This is a genomic window from Bradyrhizobium sp. 138, from assembly GCF_023074075.1.
GTDB lineage: Bacteria > Pseudomonadota > Alphaproteobacteria > Rhizobiales > Xanthobacteraceae > Bradyrhizobium.
Genome location: NZ_JADPKT010000055.1, coordinates 160,779 through 176,586, shown reverse-complemented (window position 1 = coordinate 176,586; position 15,808 = coordinate 160,779). Strand labels below are relative to the sequence as shown.

Sequence of the window (15,808 nt, the reverse complement as noted above, 5' to 3'; positions counted from 1 at the left end):
GATGGACGCGGCAGCGTCGGCACGAGATGGGCGCGGGCAGGGCGGGCATAAGCGATCCGACGCGCTATGCGCGTCGCAGCTGTCCGGGACACGATGGTGACACAGGTGCGCGTCGCGCCGGGATCGTCGGCGCACGCCTCAGCCCTGGCTCGCTATCCGCGCGCGGTCGAGATGCTCTTCGATCTTCGGGCGGTCGCGGGTGCGCTCGAAACTGGTGCACAGCAGTTCCGTCTCCGCGAGCGAGACAGGAGCGCGATACAGCCGGCACATGAATTCGGCGCTGGCGCGTCCCTTGCCCGTGCCCGGGCCGCGCTCGGCGAGAAACATGCAGTCCCGGCAGATGCTGGCATCGAGCCGCTGATGGGCTGCGTCGAGATGATTGAGGACCTCGCGGAGCGAGTCGCGCAGCCTGACGCATTCGTCGGTCCCGAGTGCCGTGACCGCATTCACCACGTGATTGATCGGGTCGTGCTGACTGAGGCATTTCTCGCCCTGGGCGGTGACGTGCAGGACGACGGAACGCTTGTCCTCATGCGACGGCTTGCGCACCAGAAACGACTTGCTCTCCAGCGTCTTCACGATCTGCGATGCAGTCGCCCTGGTCGCGCCGATGAAGCCGGCGAGCGCGGACGGCGTGCGCGAAAACCTGTTGGCGCGGCCGAGAAAGCGCAGCGCCATCCATTCCCGATCGCGCAGTCCATGCTGATTGCCTTCGAAATACCAAGCCCTCGCCGCCTGAACCAGCAGCTCGACGGCCTCTCGCGCCAATGGCATGGATCTACCTCGTCCCCGGAACTTCGTCTGCGGCGTCCCGAAGCCGCGATGCGCCATGGCTCACGAATCCGTCGAGAGACGCCGGGCGGCTGAAGGTGTCCGATGAGCAGATCGTGTCCAGCTCTAGCGTCGTCGTCGCACGGGAGCCCGAGCCGCCGCAGCGAGCAGACGATGGATCGGAGTAGTTCAACCGAGGCCCCTAAAGTTCAAGTCACGAGCGGACGTTTCTTGTATTCAACCAAAACGATGACTGAGCTTCTCAACAAAATCAAGTCAAGACACTCGCGGCGACTGGATGTCGTCGCAGTCGAATGTAACGTTCAAGACAATCTCGCTCGTCAGAACACATGATGGTGAAAGCGTTGAACGCCATACGTTTCGCGGCGAGCAGCATGCACGCAACTATGCGACGGTTTGATTGCAGGGCGCGTCATTGTCTGTCGTTGATGCAAGTTGGTCGAAGCTTGTGCATGACGACGGTGTATATCGCCAAGTCATCCACAACTTGTACGATCCGTCGGGGAACGACCAAGGGAACTCACAGGAATTGCACGCGGCAGTTGTCTCGGCTGCAGACCCCGAATCGCCCCTTCCATCGCCGCCGTCCTCTCCTGTCACCCGAACGGTGGAGGTGCGGACGATGGAAATCATTGGCGGACATGCGCGTGCATGCGCTGGAAGCGTGGCGCGCATGCGCAATCGTCTGTCGATAACGAGGGGCGATGCACGATGGCGTCGCGCGCCGGTGAGGTCCCTCGACCTGCTAGTCGCCCCTGAGCATGTCCCGGAGCTCGCGGAACGGATCGGCGCTCGGGGGAGCCGAAGTATCTTGTCGCATCGCGCTGTAGATTCTGGGAACCATGTCGACCGCCTGGTCGAGGCCCGAATCACGTCCCGCCTGATACCCGCCCATCAGGCGAAGATCGCGCGTGTCCTCGTATTTGGCGATCATGGCGCGCAGCTTGCTCACCAATTCGCGCTCCTCGGGGTCCCAGACGTTGTGGGCGAGACGGGAGACCGACGCCAGGACGTCGACGGCCGGATAGCGCGCCTGGTCGGCGATGTGCCTGGAAAGCACGATGTGCCCGTCGAGCGTGCTGCGGATGGTGTCGGCGATCGGCTCGTTGTGATCGTCGCCGTCGACCAGCACGGAGAAGATCCCGGTGATCGTGCCGGTGCCTTCCTCGCCGGGGCCGGCGCGTTCCAACAGGCGCGGCAGGTCGGTGAAAACCGTCGGTGCGTAGCCGCGCGCGACCGCAGGCTCGCCGGCGGCGAGCGCGACCTCGCGGGCGGCGTGGGCGAAACGGGTGATCGAATCCACCATCAGCAGCACCGATTCGCCGCGGTCGCGGAAATATTCGGCGACCGCCATGGCCGTCTTCGGCGCCAGCCGCCGCATCATCGGGCTTTCGTCTCCGGTCGACACGATGGTGACGGCGCGCTGACGATCGTTGCCGAGCACGTCCTCGATGAATTCACGCACCTCGCGGCCGCGCTCGCCGACCAGGGCCAGCACGACGGTGTCGAAACCCTGGCTGCGGGCGAGCATCGCCAGCAGCGTCGATTTGCCGACGCCGGAGCCGGCAAAGATGCCGACACGCTGACCGGCGCAGATCGGCGCGAACAGATCGATGACGCGCACGCCGGTGCGCAGCGGCTTGTGCACGCGTGCGCGCTTCATCGCCGAGGGCGCCTCAGCCTCCGCCGAGACCGCCCGGGATCCCGGGGTAAGGGGACCCTGTCCATCCAGCGGCGCGCCGAGCGCGTTGATGACGCGGCCCTTCCAGCTCGGATCGGGGGCAAACGACAAGGGCGGCATCCGGTAGGCGACCGAGCCGAGGCCGCCGGCAAATTGCCGGTCGAACGGCTTGGCAACGATGCCTTCGCTGTCGATCCGCACCACTTCGCCGATCTGGGGCTTGCCGCCCGAATTGACGCCGATGAGCTCGCCGAGCCTGACGAAGCGCGACAGGCCGGAGACACGGAAATGCGTCGGCGCGATCTCGGAGATCGCGCCGCTGACGCTTGCCAGGGGAGTGCTCTGCTGAAGCTCCAGCAGCGCCCATTCGAGTTGCCGAAGAGCGTTCAAGGTATCAGTCCAACCTCAATGTCGATGCGCGCGCGGCGCGGTCTATTTGCCGGGCTCGCCCAGGGTGCGGATTGCATTCTGCAGCGAGCTCTCGGTGCCCTCGATCATCGAATTGGTGCCGTCGAAGGCGCGCGAGGCCGCGATCAGCTTGGTCAATTCCATCATCGGGTTGGCGCCGGAGCCCTCGACATAGCCTTGCCTGAAGCCGTCGCGGGAGAAATCGGAGATGGCGGTCGCAGGCCGGTCCGGCGTCACGCCGGAATTGCCGTAGCGCTCGAGATTGGCGTCAGTGGGAATGTTGAACAGGCCGATGGTGCCGATCTCGTTGTTGTCCTGGGTGATCGCGCCGCTGCGCGAAATCGAGATTGCTCCGCCGTTCGGGTCCAGCGTGATCTGCGCGCCGCCGGAATCGACGACGGGGAATCCGCTCACGGTCTGAAGGTCACCGTTGGGGGCGATCTGGAGCCGGCCGTCACGGGTGTAGACGGTGCCGTTCGGGCCGGCGAAGGCGATCCAGCCCTGTCCGACCACGGCGACGTCGAGCGGATTGCCGCTCTCGGTGATGTTGCCCATCTCGCGCGAGATGATGTTGTCGCCGGGCGAGGAGAAGGCGACCGGGTTCGCTCCCGCCTTGGACAGCACGGTCTCGAACTTCACCACGTCGGTGCGGAACGCCGCCGTGTTGACGTTGGCGACGTTGTTGGCGATCGTCTGGAGGCGCTTTTCGAGGGCGACCTGCGCCGACAATCCCACATAGAGAGCCGATTGCATGAGTTACCTGTTGAACCTGATGTTCTGAAGGGTCGTGAGCATGTTGGTATCCATGCTGGCCGAGGATGCGCCGCCGATCAGGACCAGCGCGGGATTGGTCGAGCTGTTGTTCTGGGCCTGGGTCGCGTCCCACATCGCCGCAAAGCGCTGCACGAATTTGGTGACCTTGGCCGGGTCCTTGAAATCGGTGAGGTTGATCCTGTCGGTGATCATCTTGGCCTGGGCGTCGATGTTGGCCGCGCTGATGGTCGAGGGCAGGCCGAGCGCGGTCTGAACCACCTGCGTCAGCGCCTTGTCGGCGAGGACCTGGTAGGCGGTCGTGACCGTGGAGGCCTTGCGGGTGAAATAGAGCGCCAGCCGCAGGCCCTCGTTCTGGTCGCCGGCCTTCTGCTCCATCGTCTGCGTGACGTAATGGGTCGCCGTGCCCGTCGTGGCCTGAGCGGTCTTGGTCGCGTTGCTGCCGAGGGCGGCGAAATTGAAGGCGGTGGCGAATTCGCGGTAGCGGGTGTCGGTCAGCTTGTTGGCGAAGCTGTTCTTGTTGGCGACACCCTCGGTCAAGACCTTGCGCATGAACGCCTTGGCATAGGTCATGTCGCTGAGGCCAAAGGCCTTCATCGCGTAGGAGTAGAGGCGATAGTCCTTCAGGAAGTCGTCGATCGTCTTGACGTTGCCGATATGGCTCAGGAAGTAATCGGTCTCGCGGCTGACATCCGGCTGTGTCGCGACCTGCGTCAGCGACTTGCCCATGTCCTTGGTCAGTCTGGTGTAGTCCGCGATGGTGGATAGCATGACACGCGCCCCTCTGGCCGCTGTTGCGACGCCGTCCCAAGCTGCCGCCGATTGCTTGCGCGGGGCTGGCGATGCGGGAAGCCAGCCTCGCGCAAGGCTCGGCGACTAGATATTCCCGATGGGATCGGCGATGGAGCGGCGCGTTGGGCAGTTTCGTGGGGGTTTTCATCACGGTAGCGGCGCTGCTCGGTGGATTTGCCGCCATGGGCGGGCACCTCGGCGTGCTGATGCAGCCGTGGGAGTTCGTGATCATCATGGGGACCGCGGTTGGCACCTTCATCGTGGCCAATCCGTGGAAGACGGTCGTGGATACCGGGGTGGCCTGCATGCAGGCCATCACCGGCGCGGTGCCCGGCCAGCGCTACTACCTTGATCTGCTCGGGGCACTTCACGCCCTGATGCGCGAGCTACGCGGCAAGGGCCGCAACGAGGTGGAAGCGCATATCGACGATCCCGCGTCCTCCGAGATCTTCAAGGCGTTTCCGAGCGTGCTCGGGGATCCCTCGCTGCTCCAGTTCATCTGCGACTATGTCCGCCTCATCATCATGGGCAACGCGCGCACGCACGAGATCGAAGCGCTGATGGACGAGGAGATCCACACCATCGTGAAGGGCAAGCTGGCGCCCTATCATGCGCTGGTGACGGTGTCCGAGGCGCTGCCGGCGCTGGGCATCGTCGCCGCCGTGCTCGGCGTCATCAAGGCGATGGGCGCGCTCGACCAATCCCCGAAGCTGCTGGGCGGCTTCATCGGCGCGGCCCTGGTCGGCACCTTCGCCGGCATCTTCCTGTCCTACGGCGTGCTTTCGCCCTTCGCGATCAAGATCAAGATGACGCGCGAGAAGAAGTGCCGGCCCTACATCATCGTCAAGCAGACGCTGCTGGCGTTCATGAACGGCGCCATGCCGCAGATCGCCGTCGAGCACGGCCGCAAGATGATCGCTAGCAGCGAGCGACCGTCGATCGACGTCGTCGAGAACGAGACGATCGCCGGTCCCAAGGCCGTCGTCACCGAGCCGGAACCCAAGGCTGCCCGCGCATGATGATGCAAGACGACGTCGGCGTCGATCAGAAGAAGCAGCTCCCGAACTACCTGCTGGACGCTGCCGGCATATCGATCGAACGCATGCCGATGCTCAATGTGATCTTCGATCGCATGGCGGCATCCTGCACCGACAGCCTGCAGCCGATGGCCGGAACGCCGTGCTATTTCTCGGTCAACGGCATCACCAACGATCCTCTCGGCGACATCATCAAGGACTACGAGGGCAACGCAGTCGCTGCAGTGCTCTATGCCGAGCAGTGGGACTCGCGCGTCATCATCATGCTGGACCGCGACTTCGTGTTCACGATGGTCGAGGCGATGTTCGGGTCCGACGGCGCAGAACCGCCGCTCGACGTCGAACGCACGTTCTCGAACATCGAGATCCGCCTGGTCCAGGCGCTATTCGAGCGGTTCGCCAAGGCGCTGCAGGGCGCCTTCGCCGGCACGTCCAACGTCACCTTCCGCGTGGAGCGGGTCGAGACGGCGATGGCGTCGCTGGCGATCGGGCGCGCCAGCAACATGTCGATCTGCGCGAACATGATGGTGCAGGCGCTCTACCGCGGCGGCCAGATGTTCCTGATCATTCCGCACTCCGCGCTCAACCCGCTCAGGCAGAAGCTCGCGACCGTCGTCGTCAGCGACGGCCGCGCGACCGATCCGCGCTGGCGCGAGCAGATGGAGAGCGAGGTTCACCGCACCGAAGTGACGCTGAGCGCGGTGCTCGACGAGAAGATGATTTCGCTCGAGGACGTCGTGAAGTTCAAGGTGGGGCAGGTGCTGGAGCTGGAGGCCACGCCACGCACGCTGGCACGCCTCGAGAGCAACAATCAGGTGCTGTTCTGGTGTCAGATCGGCCAGCTTGATGGCTATTACGCCATGCAGGTGGCTGATCCCGTCGATCAGAAACGGGAGTTCGTCGATGATATCCTATCTCGTTGATGCCGTGCTGCTGATCGCGCTCGCCTTCACCAGCATGCGGGTGACCCGGATGCACCGCGAGCTGGCGCGGCTGCGCAGCTACCAGGGCGAATTCTCGACCATCGTCCAGGAGACGGCGGGCGCCTTCGACACGGTCATCACCGCGGCGCATGACTCCACCGCCAATCTCGGACGGCTCGCCAATTTGCTGAGCACCAAGATCGATCAGGCCCATGAGACGATCGCGGCGCTCGATGCTCGTAGCCGGCTCGCGCCGGCCGCAGCCGCGGGCGGCACTGAGGTGAACAAGCACTGAAGCCGAAACCGGCGGAACCAATACGATCGGAACGTCACGGCGCTCCGGGAGCGGAAATACCAAGAGGCGATACCAGATGGCGCAATCCTTCGACTATGAATCTGCCGCGCGAGCCCCGGCTTCCGACGAGGGCCACACCGACGCCTCCCCGCTGGAGCGGCTGGCGGAGATTGCCGCGCGCACCGCGGAGGAGAGCGGCAAGTTCGCCAATGTCGATGCCATCCTGCGCATTCCCGTTACCATGCAGGTGGTGCTGGGATCGGCCACCATTCCGGTGGCGAACCTGATGAAGCTCGGCCGGGGCGCGGTGGTTCCGCTCGACCACCGGGTCGGCGAACCCGTCGACGTCGTCGTCAACGGCCGCATCGTCGCCCGCGGTGAAGTGGTCGTCGTCGAAGAGGACAATTCCCGCTTCGGCGTCTCGCTCACGGAGATCGTCGGACCGCTGGGGCAGGGCGATAGCTGACCATGGCGGCACAGGTCGGCATCGCTCCCATCAAGCAGCGAGGCGTTGCCGCGCTGGGCGGAACGGAAAAGGTCGCGGCGCTCCTCCTGGCGATGGGCCGGCAGGCGGCCGCGAGCGTGCTCGCGCAATTCGAGCCGCAGGACATTCGCATCGTCACCAAGGCCGCGGCCGAGTTGCGGCCGATCACGGCGCAGGAGCTCGAATCCATCGTCGAGGAGTTCGCCCAGCAATTCTCGATGGGCGCGAACATCCTGGGGACTCTCGGTGGCCTCGAAGCCGTGCTCGGCGACGTGCTTCCCGCCGACCAGGTGTCGGCGATCATGTCGGATCTGCTCGGCAATTCGAGCCGGTCGGTGTGGGATCGCGTCTCGTCGGTGTCGGAAAATTCGCTGGCGACCTACCTCTCCAAGGAGCATCCGCAGACCGCGGCGCTGATCCTGTCCAAGGTCAAGCCGTCCTGTGCCGCCAAGGTGATGAGTCAGCTGCCCTCGAGCCTGCGCAACGAATTGATGCGGCGCGTGCTCAGCCTCAAGCCGATCGTCGACGACGCGATGAAGGTGCTCGAGAAAACGCTGCACGAAGACCTGACGCTCAATTTCGCCCGCAATCTCGGCGCCGACACCTATGCGCGCGTCGCCGATATCATCAACAAGATGGAGCGCGGCCACATCGAGGACATGCTCAAGAGCCTGTCGGAGAAGCGGCCGAAGTCGGCCGAGGTGCTGAAGGAGCTGCTGTTCACCTTCGACGACGTGACCAATTTGACGCCGAAGGCGCGCACCATGATCTTCGACCAGGTGCCGACCGATCGCATCGTGGTCGCGCTGAAGGGGACCGACAAGCATTTCCGCGAGCTGATCCTGTCCTCCGTCGCCTCGCGCGTCCGCCGCGTCGTCGAGCACGAGCTCGCCATCGGCGAGCCTTCAAACCAGCGCGACGTGCTGGAGGCGCGGCGCGTGATCACCGATCTCGCGCTCGAGCTGGCGGAGAAGGGCGAAATCGAGCTCAACCCCGAGCAGGAGGATGAGCTGGTCTTCCGCTGACCGCTGAACGGGCATGGCAGAATCATCCGATCAGGAGAGCAAGACAGAAGAGCCGACCGAGAAGAAAGTCCGTGATGCGCTCGAACAGGGCAAGATCCCGGTCTCTCGGGAGGCCTCTATTTTCGCCTCGATGGCCGCGCTGCTGGTCATTCAGGCGTTCCTGATCGGTCAGGGCGTGCAGCAATTGACGCCGACCTTGACGAACCTGCTGGACGATCCCGGAGGCTTCCCGCTCGCAACCGGCGCCGACGCGCAGAACCTGCTCACCGTGGTCGGCCTTCAGTCGCTGCGTTTCCTTGTGCCGCTGGTCGTCATCCTCTCGGTATTCGGGCTCGCTGCCTCGCTGCTGCAGAATGCGCCGCGCCTGGTGCTGCAGCGGATCACGCCGGACCTGTCGCGAATCTCTCCGATCGGCGGCTGGAGCCGGATCTTCGGAACGCAGGGGCTGGTCGAGTTCGCCAAGTCGCTGTTCAAGCTCGCCGCAGTGACGTCCGTGGTCGTCTTCGTGCTGCGCGCATCGGAGGCGAAGGCGTTCGAGGCGATGTACACCGATCCGGTCGCGTTGCCGGAGATGATTCTCAACATCGCGATGCGGATCGTCTCGGCGATCTGCATCGCGACCATCGTCCTGGTGGCGATTGATCTGGCCTGGGCGCGCTTCCACTGGCGGCGCGAGCTGCGCATGACCAAGCAGGAGATCAAGGACGAGCACAAGCAGGCCGAGGGCGATCCGCTGATCAAGGCGCGCCTGCGCTCGCTGGCGCGCGATCGCTCGCGGCAACGGATGATCGCCTCTGCAGCGCGCGCGACGCTGGTGATCGCCAACCCGACGCATTTCGCGATCGCGCTACGTTACAATCGCGAGGAAAACCCCGCGCCGCTCGTGGTGGCCAAGGGCATGGACGTGATCGCGCTGAAGATCCGCGAGGTCGCCGAGAAGAACCGGATTCCCGTCATCGAGAACAAGGCGCTGGCGCGCGCACTGTACGAGGCGGTGCAGGTCGATCAGGTGATTCCGGCTGAATTCTTCCGCCCCGTCGCCGAGATCATCTACTTCCTCCAGTCGAAACAGACACCGCGCACCGAGAAGGTCCAGTAGATTTCCGAGGACGACGTCCGGCCCAACAGCTTGACGAAAGCTTAACGCCCTAGGCTTCTCCCGAATGGACCAGAACGGGGCTGTCGTGGGACCGCTTTATCTCTTCGAACTCGCATCGTCGCAGGCGCGCCACCTCGAGCTCCGCCAGTCGACCATCGCCACCAACGTCGCCAACGCCAACACGCCCGGCTTCAGGGCGCGCGACGTCGAGCCTTTCAACAAGGTGCTCGACGGCATGCCGGTGAGGCTCGCCACGACGTCGCCCTCGCACCTGCAGTTGTCCGCCGCCGAGACCGACACGCGCGCGACGGCGAAGAAGGACAGCTGGGAAGTGGTTCACTCCGGCAACTCGGTCAGCCTCGAACAGGAAATGATCAAGGGCAGCGACGTCAGCCGCGACTATTCGATGAACTCGGCGATCGTGCGGTCGTTCCACCGCATGGTCCTGGCCGGTGCCAAGGCTTGAGGTGAACTGACATGCTGGACTCACTGAGCGCCTCCCTGACGGTTGCGAGCTCCGGGCTCGAAGCGCAGTCGACGCGCATGCGCATCGTCTCGGAAAACCTCGCCAACGCGACCTCGACGGGACGCACCGCCGGCGCCGATCCCTATCAGCGCAAGACCATCACCTTCGATGCCGCGATGGACCGTGCCTCGGGCTCGCAGCTCGCGAAGGTCAAGGAGATCGGCGTCGACACCACGCCGTACCGCGTCGAGTACGATCCCGGCCATCCCGCCGCCGACAAGGCCGGCTACGTCAAGCTGCCGAACGTCAACATGATGATCGAGATGGCCGACATGCGCGAAGTCAACCGGTCCTATGAAGCCAATCTCCAGGTCGTGAAACAGGTCAGATCGATGCTCGGCATGACCATCGACCTCTTAAGGAGCTGACAATGCTTGAGGCGATTTCATCCACGGCGATCTCCGCAGGACAAGCGGCGAGCCGCGCGACCGAGACGCAGGCCATCGCGCCCGCGGCGCCGACCGCGATCCAGTCCACCGACGATGTCGGCTTCGAATCGGTGATGAAGCAGGTGACGACGGACGCGATCGGGACGCTGAAGGCGGGCGAAGCGGCGTCGATCTCGGCGATGCAGGGCAAGGAATCGACCCGGCGCGTCGTGGAGGCGCTGATGTCGGCCGAGCAGGCTCTGCAGACGGCGGTCGCGGTTCGCGACAAGGTCGTGCAGGCCTACCAGGAAGTCGTTCGGATGTCGATTTGATCTGAAGGAGTGGGATAAGTGAAATCGCTCGCCATTGCGGCCACGGGCATGAACGCCCAGCAGACCAACATCGAAGTCATCGCGAACAACATCGCCAACATCAACTCGACGTCGTACAAGCGGGCGCGGGCGGAATTCACCGATCTGTTCTACCAGATGGACCGCATGCAGGGCGTTGCGAACGTCAACGGTTCCTCGCCGGTCCCGGAAGGCGCCAATCTCGGTCTCGGCGTCAAGTCGGCGGCGATCCGCAAGCTGCACATCCAGGGCGCGCTGACGCAGACCGGCAACCCTTATGACCTCGCGATCAACGGCCGCGGCTGGTTTCAGGTGCTCGGCCCCAACAACGAGGTGCAATACACCCGCGCGGGTTCGTTCACCCCCAACGCCAACGGCCAGCTCGTCACGACCGACGGCTATCTGCTGGATCCCGCGATCACGATACCGCAGGGAACCGTCGAGGTCACCGTCAACCAGACCGGACAGGTGTTCGCCAAGCTGGACACGGAAATCAATCCGCGCCAGATCGGCCAGCTCAATCTCGCCAATTTCGCCAACGAGGCGGGCCTCGAGCCGCTCGGCAGCAATCTCTACAAGGAGACCACGGCGTCCGGCACGCCGGTGGTCGGCCTGCCGGGCGATTCCGGTTATGGCAAGATCAACCAGAAATGGCTCGAAGCCTCGAACGTCGATCCGGTCAAGGAAATCACGGAGTTGATCTCGGCGCAGCGCGCCTACGAAATGAATGCCAAGGTCATCCAGGCCTCGGACGAAATGGCCCAGACGGTCTCGAAGGGCATGCGCTAGTTCCGGTGTCTCGATGTTGAACAGGGTGGGCCTGATCATGCGCGCGTTGGCCGCCGTGCTGCTGATTCTGGCCACGGCGCGCTTTGCCGCGGCCGAGGAGAAGCGGCTTCCGGTGCCGGCGGCTTCGATCCGCGCCGGCGAGCTGATCCGGGACGACATGATCACCGAACGCGCCTTCGCGCCGAGCCTGCTCGGCGTTGCCATGTTCATCGAAGGCCGCCAGGTCCTGGTCGGCCGCATGGCGCGGCGCGCGCTGTTGCCGGGCCAGCCCATTCCGAGCAATGCGGTGGAGGATCCCTGGACCGTCGCCCGCGGCGCCCAGGTCAAGGTCGTGGTGGAAGACAGCGGCCTGTCCATCGTCACCTACGGCTCGGCGATGCAATCGGGTGCAGCCGGCGCGCTCATCCCGGTGCGCAATACCGATACCGGGGTGATCATCAGAGGCATCGTTCAGCCGGACGGCACCGTCAAGGTCGTGGACGGGTCATGACCAGGATCCTGCTTGCGCTCGTCCTGCTGCTTTCGGCCGCCGGCGCTGAGGCTGCCGTCCGCATCAAGGACATCGCGGACATCAAGGGTTTGCGCGAAAACCAGATCGTCGGTTACGGCCTCGTCATCGGCCTGAACGGTACCGGCGACACGCTTCGCAACGCTCCGTTCACGGAGCAGTCCCTGCAATCGATGCTCGAGAACATGGGCATCAATGTCAGGAACGAGACCACGAGCACCAACAATCCCACGCGTCCGACCACGCTGCGCACGCGCAACGTCGCGGCCGTGATGGTGACGGCGGACCTGCCGCCCTCGATCGGGCCCGGCGAGCGCATGGATGTCACCGTGTCGTCGCTCGGCGACGCGACCTCGCTGCTCGGCGGCACGCTGGTCATGACGTCGCTGCGCGCGGCGGACGGCGCCGTTTATGCGGTGGCGCAGGGCGCGATCACGGTCGCCGGTTTCAGCGTCGGAGGCCAGGCGCAGAACGTCAGCCAGGGCACGCCGACGGCCGGGCGCATCCCGAACGGTGCGCTGGTCGAGCGCGAGGTGCAGGGAAGTCTCCATCAGATGGAATTCCTGGTGCTGGAGCTGAAGAACCCCGATTTCGTCACCGCAACGCGCATCCTCGACGCCATCAACCGCTACGCCGGCGGACGCTACCGCGCCCAGATCGCCTTCGAGCGCGACTACCGCAACATCGTGCTGTCGAAGCCGCGCCATATCGGCCCGGTCCGATTCCTTGCCGAGATCGGCGAACTGACGGTCGATCCCGATACCCCGGCGCGGGTGGTGATCAACGAGCGCACCGGCACGGTGGTGATCGGGCGCGACGTGCGGATATCGACCGTTGCCGTGACACACGGCAATCTGACGGTCCGTGTCACGGAGATGCCCGTGGTGTCGCAGCCGGCGCCGTTCTCGCGGGGCCAGACGGTGGTGGTCCCGCAGACCGTGGTCGAGGCCAACGAGGCCGGAGCGCAGGTGGCGATCCTCAGCGGGGTCGATCTCCAGCGCCTGGTGCGCGGGCTGAACCAGATCGGCCTGAAACCGTCGGGCATCATCGCGATCCTTCAGGCGATCAAGACGGCCGGCGCGCTCCAGGCCGATGTCATCGTGCAATGACGCATAAGCGTCGTGCAAGCTTGGTCGCTCAATGCTCAGGTCTGAAGCGAGAATCGCGCGCGGCCCGATGCTGAAGCTGGATCACAAAGCCAAACTCCTCCTGCTGGTCGCGGCCGCGGCGCTCGCGGGCGCCTCGCCCGTGCTGGCGCTGGACGAAGCCAGGCCGACCAAGCCGCTCAACCTGCTCTCCTTCGCGCGCGCCCGCGCGCCCGGACCGCAGAAGCCGCAGCCGGTCATGGCCATACCAGGCGACAACGCGCCGGTCCGGGCGACGGCATGGGCCGCCGAAGACTCGGGACCCGCAACCACCGGCGCAGTGCCAGCTTCCGAGACGCCTGCGCCAGCGGCTGCGCCCGCACCCACACGTCCGGCCAAGCCCGGCAGCGTCCCGGTGCCGCCGAAGCCCGCGCCACCGCAGGCTGCAGTATCCACCGACAACGACGTCGCCCTGTTCTGCAGCAACGTGGCCGATAACGCCGTCGATGCGCGGCTGGCGTGGCAGCTCAAGGAGCTCGAGAAGGCCGAGAGCCTGCTCCGCGAGCGGATCGCCGAGGTCGAGGCCAAGCGCGCCGAGTACGAAAGGTGGATGGCGCTGCGCGACGACTTCCTGAAGAAGGCCGAAGCCAGCGTCGTCGAGATCTATTCGCGCATGAAGCCCGAGGCTGCGGCGACCCAGATCGCCGGCATGGCCGACGAGACCGCCGCCGCCGTGCTCGCCAAGCTCAGCCCGAGGAGCTCGAGCGCGATCTTCAACGAGATGGATACGGCACGCGCGGCGCACCTCGCCGACCTCCTGGGCGGAATGCGCCGCGTGGACGACGGAAAGACCAAATAGATGAAGAAGCCGATCCTCATCCTCCCGCTGGCGTCCGTGCTCCTGGCCGGATGCTTCCATGATCCGGCCGAGATCCTGACCGGCCCGCAAATGTCGCCGGTCGGCAGCGGCCTGCGGACCCAGGCCGATCCGATCCCGGTGACGCCGCGCATGCGCACGCCGGTCAGCTATCGCTCGACCTGGGACGACGGCACCGATCTCTACCGCGATCCCCGCGCCCGCCGCACCGGCGACGTCGTGACCGTGATCATCTCGATGCAGGACAAGGCCAAGCTCGACAATAAGACCGGCCGCTCGCGGGATTCGCAGGTCAAGTTCGGGCTCGACTGGCTGATGGACGTCGCAGGCTGGAACGACAAGGGTTCGGCCAACGCCAATCTCAGCACCAACACCCAGATCAAGGGCAACGGCCAGATCGACCGCACCGAGGACATCAAGCTCTCGATCGCCGCCATCGTCACCGACGTGCTGCCGAACGGCAACATGATGATCAGCGGCTCGCAGGAATTTCGCGTCAACACCGAGATGCGCGTGCTCAACGTCGGCGGCATCGTGCGTCCGCGCGACATCTCGCGGGCCAACACGATCACCTACGACAAGATCGCCGAGGCGCGCGTATCCTATGGCGGTCGCGGAAATCTGTCCGACGTGCAGCAGCCTGGATGGGGACATCGGATCTATGATGCCGTGGCACCATTCTGAGATCTGCGCTGGCGAAGCCGCGCGAGGGCAGGGGATTTCATGCGCCTGATTGCGGCCATCGTGGTGCTGACCCTTGTCGCGATCGGCGCGGGCGCGCTCGCCGGCCTGCATCTGTTTGCGGCCGCCGAGCGTGTCGCCGACGCGAAGAAGACCGCGACCCCGCCGCCGCTCGCGTCGAGCTACGCCGGCAGCGCGCGGCTCAGGAAATTGTCGCCAATCGTGACCAATCTCGGCGCGCCAGCCAACAATTGGGCCCGCATCGAGGCCTCCATGGTGACCGACAGCATGAACGACGAGGAGGCCGGCATCCTGGCCGCGCATATCAGCGAGGACATCGTCACTTATTTGCGGTCCGCCTCGGTCGCGCAGTTCGAGGGATCGCGCGGTCTGCAGCATCTGCGCGACGACCTGACCGAGCGCGCCAGCATCCGCTCGTCCGGCAAGGTCCGCGAATTGATCATTGAGACGTTGGTGATCCAGTGAGAGTGAAAGTCCTGCTGCTCGCGTTGATCCTGGCGGTGCTGCCCGAGATGGCGCTCGCCCAGATTCCGGACCTCAACTCGCTGCTGCCGCCCGGAAACGGTTCGACCAGCGGCCGGATCATCCAGCTGATGGCGCTGATCACGGTGCTGTCGGTGGCGCCGGGACTGCTCATCATGGTGACGAGCTTCACGCGCTTTGCGGTGGCGCTGTCGTTCCTGCGCGCCGGTCTCGGCCTGCAGACCGCGCCGGCCAATCTGGTACTGATTAGCCTTGCGCTGTTCATGACCTTCTACGTGATGGCGCCGACCTTCGACCGCGCCTGGGAGACCGGCGTCCAGCCGCTGATGAAGAACGAGATCTCGGAAGAGCAGGCTTATCTGAAGATCACGGATCCGTTCCGCGAGTTCATGCTGGCCCATGTCCGCGACAAGGATCTGCAGACCTTCGAGTCGCTCGCCGCGGAGAGCTTTCGCAAGAAGTTCGACGACAAGCGCGTCGATTTGCGCGTCATCATCCCGGCCTTCATGATCTCGGAGCTGAGGCGTTCGTTCGAGATCGGATTCCTCATCATCCTGCCGTTCCTGGTGATCGACATGATCGTGGCGACGCTGACCATGTCGATGGGCATGATGATGATGCCGCCGACGATCCTCGCGCTCCCATTCAAGATGCTGTTCTTCGTGCTGATCGACGGCTGGAATCTGCTCGCCTCCGGGCTGGTGCGCTCGTTCTCGTAAACGGCCGCCCGGCCTGTTATGGTTAGCGGAGGGTAATATTAACCATATGATATTGCTATGGAATTCAAGCCGATCTTAATCCAGCGGCAAGATT

20 protein-coding genes are annotated in these 15,808 nt (G+C 64.8%); 16 read left to right on the top strand and 4 right to left on the bottom strand.

Features of this window, described 5'->3' with window-relative positions; genetic code table 11:
* Positions 1-138: 138 nt before the first annotated feature.
* From IVA79_RS19800 to IVA79_RS19785, 4 genes are all read right to left on the bottom strand, one after another.
* The gene (locus tag IVA79_RS19800) at positions 139-774 is read right to left on the bottom strand and encodes a MarR family transcriptional regulator (RefSeq protein ID WP_247555727.1); all 636 of its coding nucleotides are present in this window, start codon (positions 772-774) and stop codon (positions 139-141) included.
* 763 nt (positions 775-1,537) lie between these two features.
* Positions 1,538-2,863 carry a flagellar protein export ATPase FliI gene (gene fliI, locus IVA79_RS19795; RefSeq protein ID WP_247555723.1) on the bottom strand — a complete coding sequence of 442 codons (1,326 nt, stop codon included), beginning with the start codon at positions 2,861-2,863 and terminating at the stop codon, positions 1,538-1,540.
* Positions 2,864-2,905: 42 nt separating this feature from the next.
* A complete protein-coding gene (gene flgF / locus IVA79_RS19790) occupies positions 2,906-3,634 on the bottom strand; it encodes a flagellar basal-body rod protein FlgF (protein ID WP_247555719.1) in 729 nt (242 codons plus the stop codon).
* 3 nt (positions 3,635-3,637) lie between these two features.
* On the bottom strand, positions 3,638-4,423 hold the full coding sequence (locus IVA79_RS19785; protein ID WP_247555717.1) for a DUF1217 domain-containing protein: 786 nt from the start codon (positions 4,421-4,423) through the stop codon (positions 3,638-3,640).
* A gap of 143 nt (positions 4,424-4,566) precedes the next feature.
* On the opposite strand from IVA79_RS19785, the gene motA reads away from it, so the two are divergent.
* The 16 genes from motA to fliP all read left to right on the top strand — a co-directional run bounded on the left by motA (position 4,567) and on the right by fliP (position 15,714).
* Positions 4,567-5,463, top strand: a complete 897-nt coding sequence (motA, locus tag IVA79_RS19780) for a flagellar motor stator protein MotA (RefSeq protein ID WP_212248893.1) — start codon at positions 4,567-4,569, stop codon at positions 5,461-5,463.
* A complete protein-coding gene (locus IVA79_RS19775; RefSeq protein WP_247555765.1) occupies positions 5,463-6,404 on the top strand; it encodes a FliM/FliN family flagellar motor switch protein in 942 nt (313 codons plus the stop codon). Before motA ends, IVA79_RS19775 begins: the two co-directional genes overlap by 1 nt.
* On the top strand, positions 6,385-6,699 hold the full coding sequence (locus IVA79_RS19770; RefSeq protein WP_247555715.1) for a hypothetical protein: 315 nt from the start codon (positions 6,385-6,387) through the stop codon (positions 6,697-6,699). The genes IVA79_RS19775 and IVA79_RS19770 overlap by 20 nt, the downstream gene beginning before the upstream one ends.
* 76 nt (positions 6,700-6,775) lie before the next feature.
* Positions 6,776-7,165 carry a flagellar motor switch protein FliN gene (gene fliN / locus IVA79_RS19765; RefSeq protein ID WP_247555713.1) on the top strand — a complete coding sequence of 130 codons (390 nt, stop codon included), beginning with the start codon at positions 6,776-6,778 and terminating at the stop codon, positions 7,163-7,165.
* Positions 7,166-7,167: 2 nt separating this feature from the next.
* Entirely contained in the window at positions 7,168-8,208 is a 1,041-nt protein-coding gene (locus IVA79_RS19760; protein WP_247555711.1) for a flagellar motor switch protein FliG, read from the top strand.
* A gap of 13 nt (positions 8,209-8,221) precedes the next feature.
* Positions 8,222-9,307, top strand: coding sequence for a flagellar biosynthesis protein FlhB (gene flhB, locus IVA79_RS19755; protein WP_247555709.1), 1,086 nt, complete (start codon positions 8,222-8,224; stop codon positions 9,305-9,307).
* Between the two features lie 64 nt (positions 9,308-9,371).
* Positions 9,372-9,773, top strand: a complete 402-nt coding sequence (gene flgB / locus IVA79_RS19750; RefSeq protein WP_247555708.1) for a flagellar basal body rod protein FlgB — start codon at positions 9,372-9,374, stop codon at positions 9,771-9,773.
* A gap of 11 nt (positions 9,774-9,784) precedes the next feature.
* On the top strand, positions 9,785-10,201 hold the full coding sequence (gene flgC, locus IVA79_RS19745; RefSeq protein ID WP_100174722.1) for a flagellar basal body rod protein FlgC: 417 nt from the start codon (positions 9,785-9,787) through the stop codon (positions 10,199-10,201).
* 2 nt (positions 10,202-10,203) lie between these two features.
* The gene (locus tag IVA79_RS19740) at positions 10,204-10,533 is read left to right on the top strand and encodes a flagellar hook-basal body complex protein FliE (protein WP_247555706.1); all 330 of its coding nucleotides are present in this window, start codon (positions 10,204-10,206) and stop codon (positions 10,531-10,533) included.
* Between the two features lie 18 nt (positions 10,534-10,551).
* Positions 10,552-11,340 (top strand): flagellar basal-body rod protein FlgG, encoded by a 789-nt coding sequence (gene flgG, locus IVA79_RS19735; protein ID WP_212088468.1) that lies wholly within the window; start codon positions 10,552-10,554, stop codon positions 11,338-11,340.
* Positions 11,341-11,377: 37 nt separating this feature from the next.
* Positions 11,378-11,830 (top strand): flagellar basal body P-ring formation chaperone FlgA, encoded by a 453-nt coding sequence (gene flgA / locus IVA79_RS19730; protein ID WP_247555762.1) that lies wholly within the window; start codon positions 11,378-11,380, stop codon positions 11,828-11,830.
* Positions 11,827-12,957 carry a flagellar basal body P-ring protein FlgI gene (flgI, locus tag IVA79_RS19725; protein WP_247555705.1) on the top strand — a complete coding sequence of 377 codons (1,131 nt, stop codon included), beginning with the start codon at positions 11,827-11,829 and terminating at the stop codon, positions 12,955-12,957. Before flgA ends, flgI begins: the two co-directional genes overlap by 4 nt.
* Positions 12,958-13,024: 67 nt before the next feature.
* Complete coding sequence (locus IVA79_RS19720) at positions 13,025-13,792, top strand: MotE family protein (RefSeq protein ID WP_247555701.1); 768 nt, start codon at positions 13,025-13,027, stop codon at positions 13,790-13,792.
* On the top strand, positions 13,793-14,494 hold the full coding sequence (gene flgH, locus IVA79_RS19715) for a flagellar basal body L-ring protein FlgH (protein WP_247555699.1): 702 nt from the start codon (positions 13,793-13,795) through the stop codon (positions 14,492-14,494).
* A gap of 39 nt (positions 14,495-14,533) precedes the next feature.
* Positions 14,534-14,977: a flagellar basal body-associated FliL family protein gene (locus IVA79_RS19710; RefSeq protein ID WP_247555696.1), complete on the top strand. Its 444-nt coding sequence runs from the start codon at positions 14,534-14,536 to the stop codon at positions 14,975-14,977.
* A complete protein-coding gene (gene fliP / locus IVA79_RS19705; RefSeq protein WP_247555694.1) occupies positions 14,974-15,714 on the top strand; it encodes a flagellar type III secretion system pore protein FliP in 741 nt (246 codons plus the stop codon). The genes IVA79_RS19710 and fliP overlap by 4 nt, the downstream gene beginning before the upstream one ends.
* The last annotated feature ends 94 nt before the right edge of the window (positions 15,715-15,808 follow it).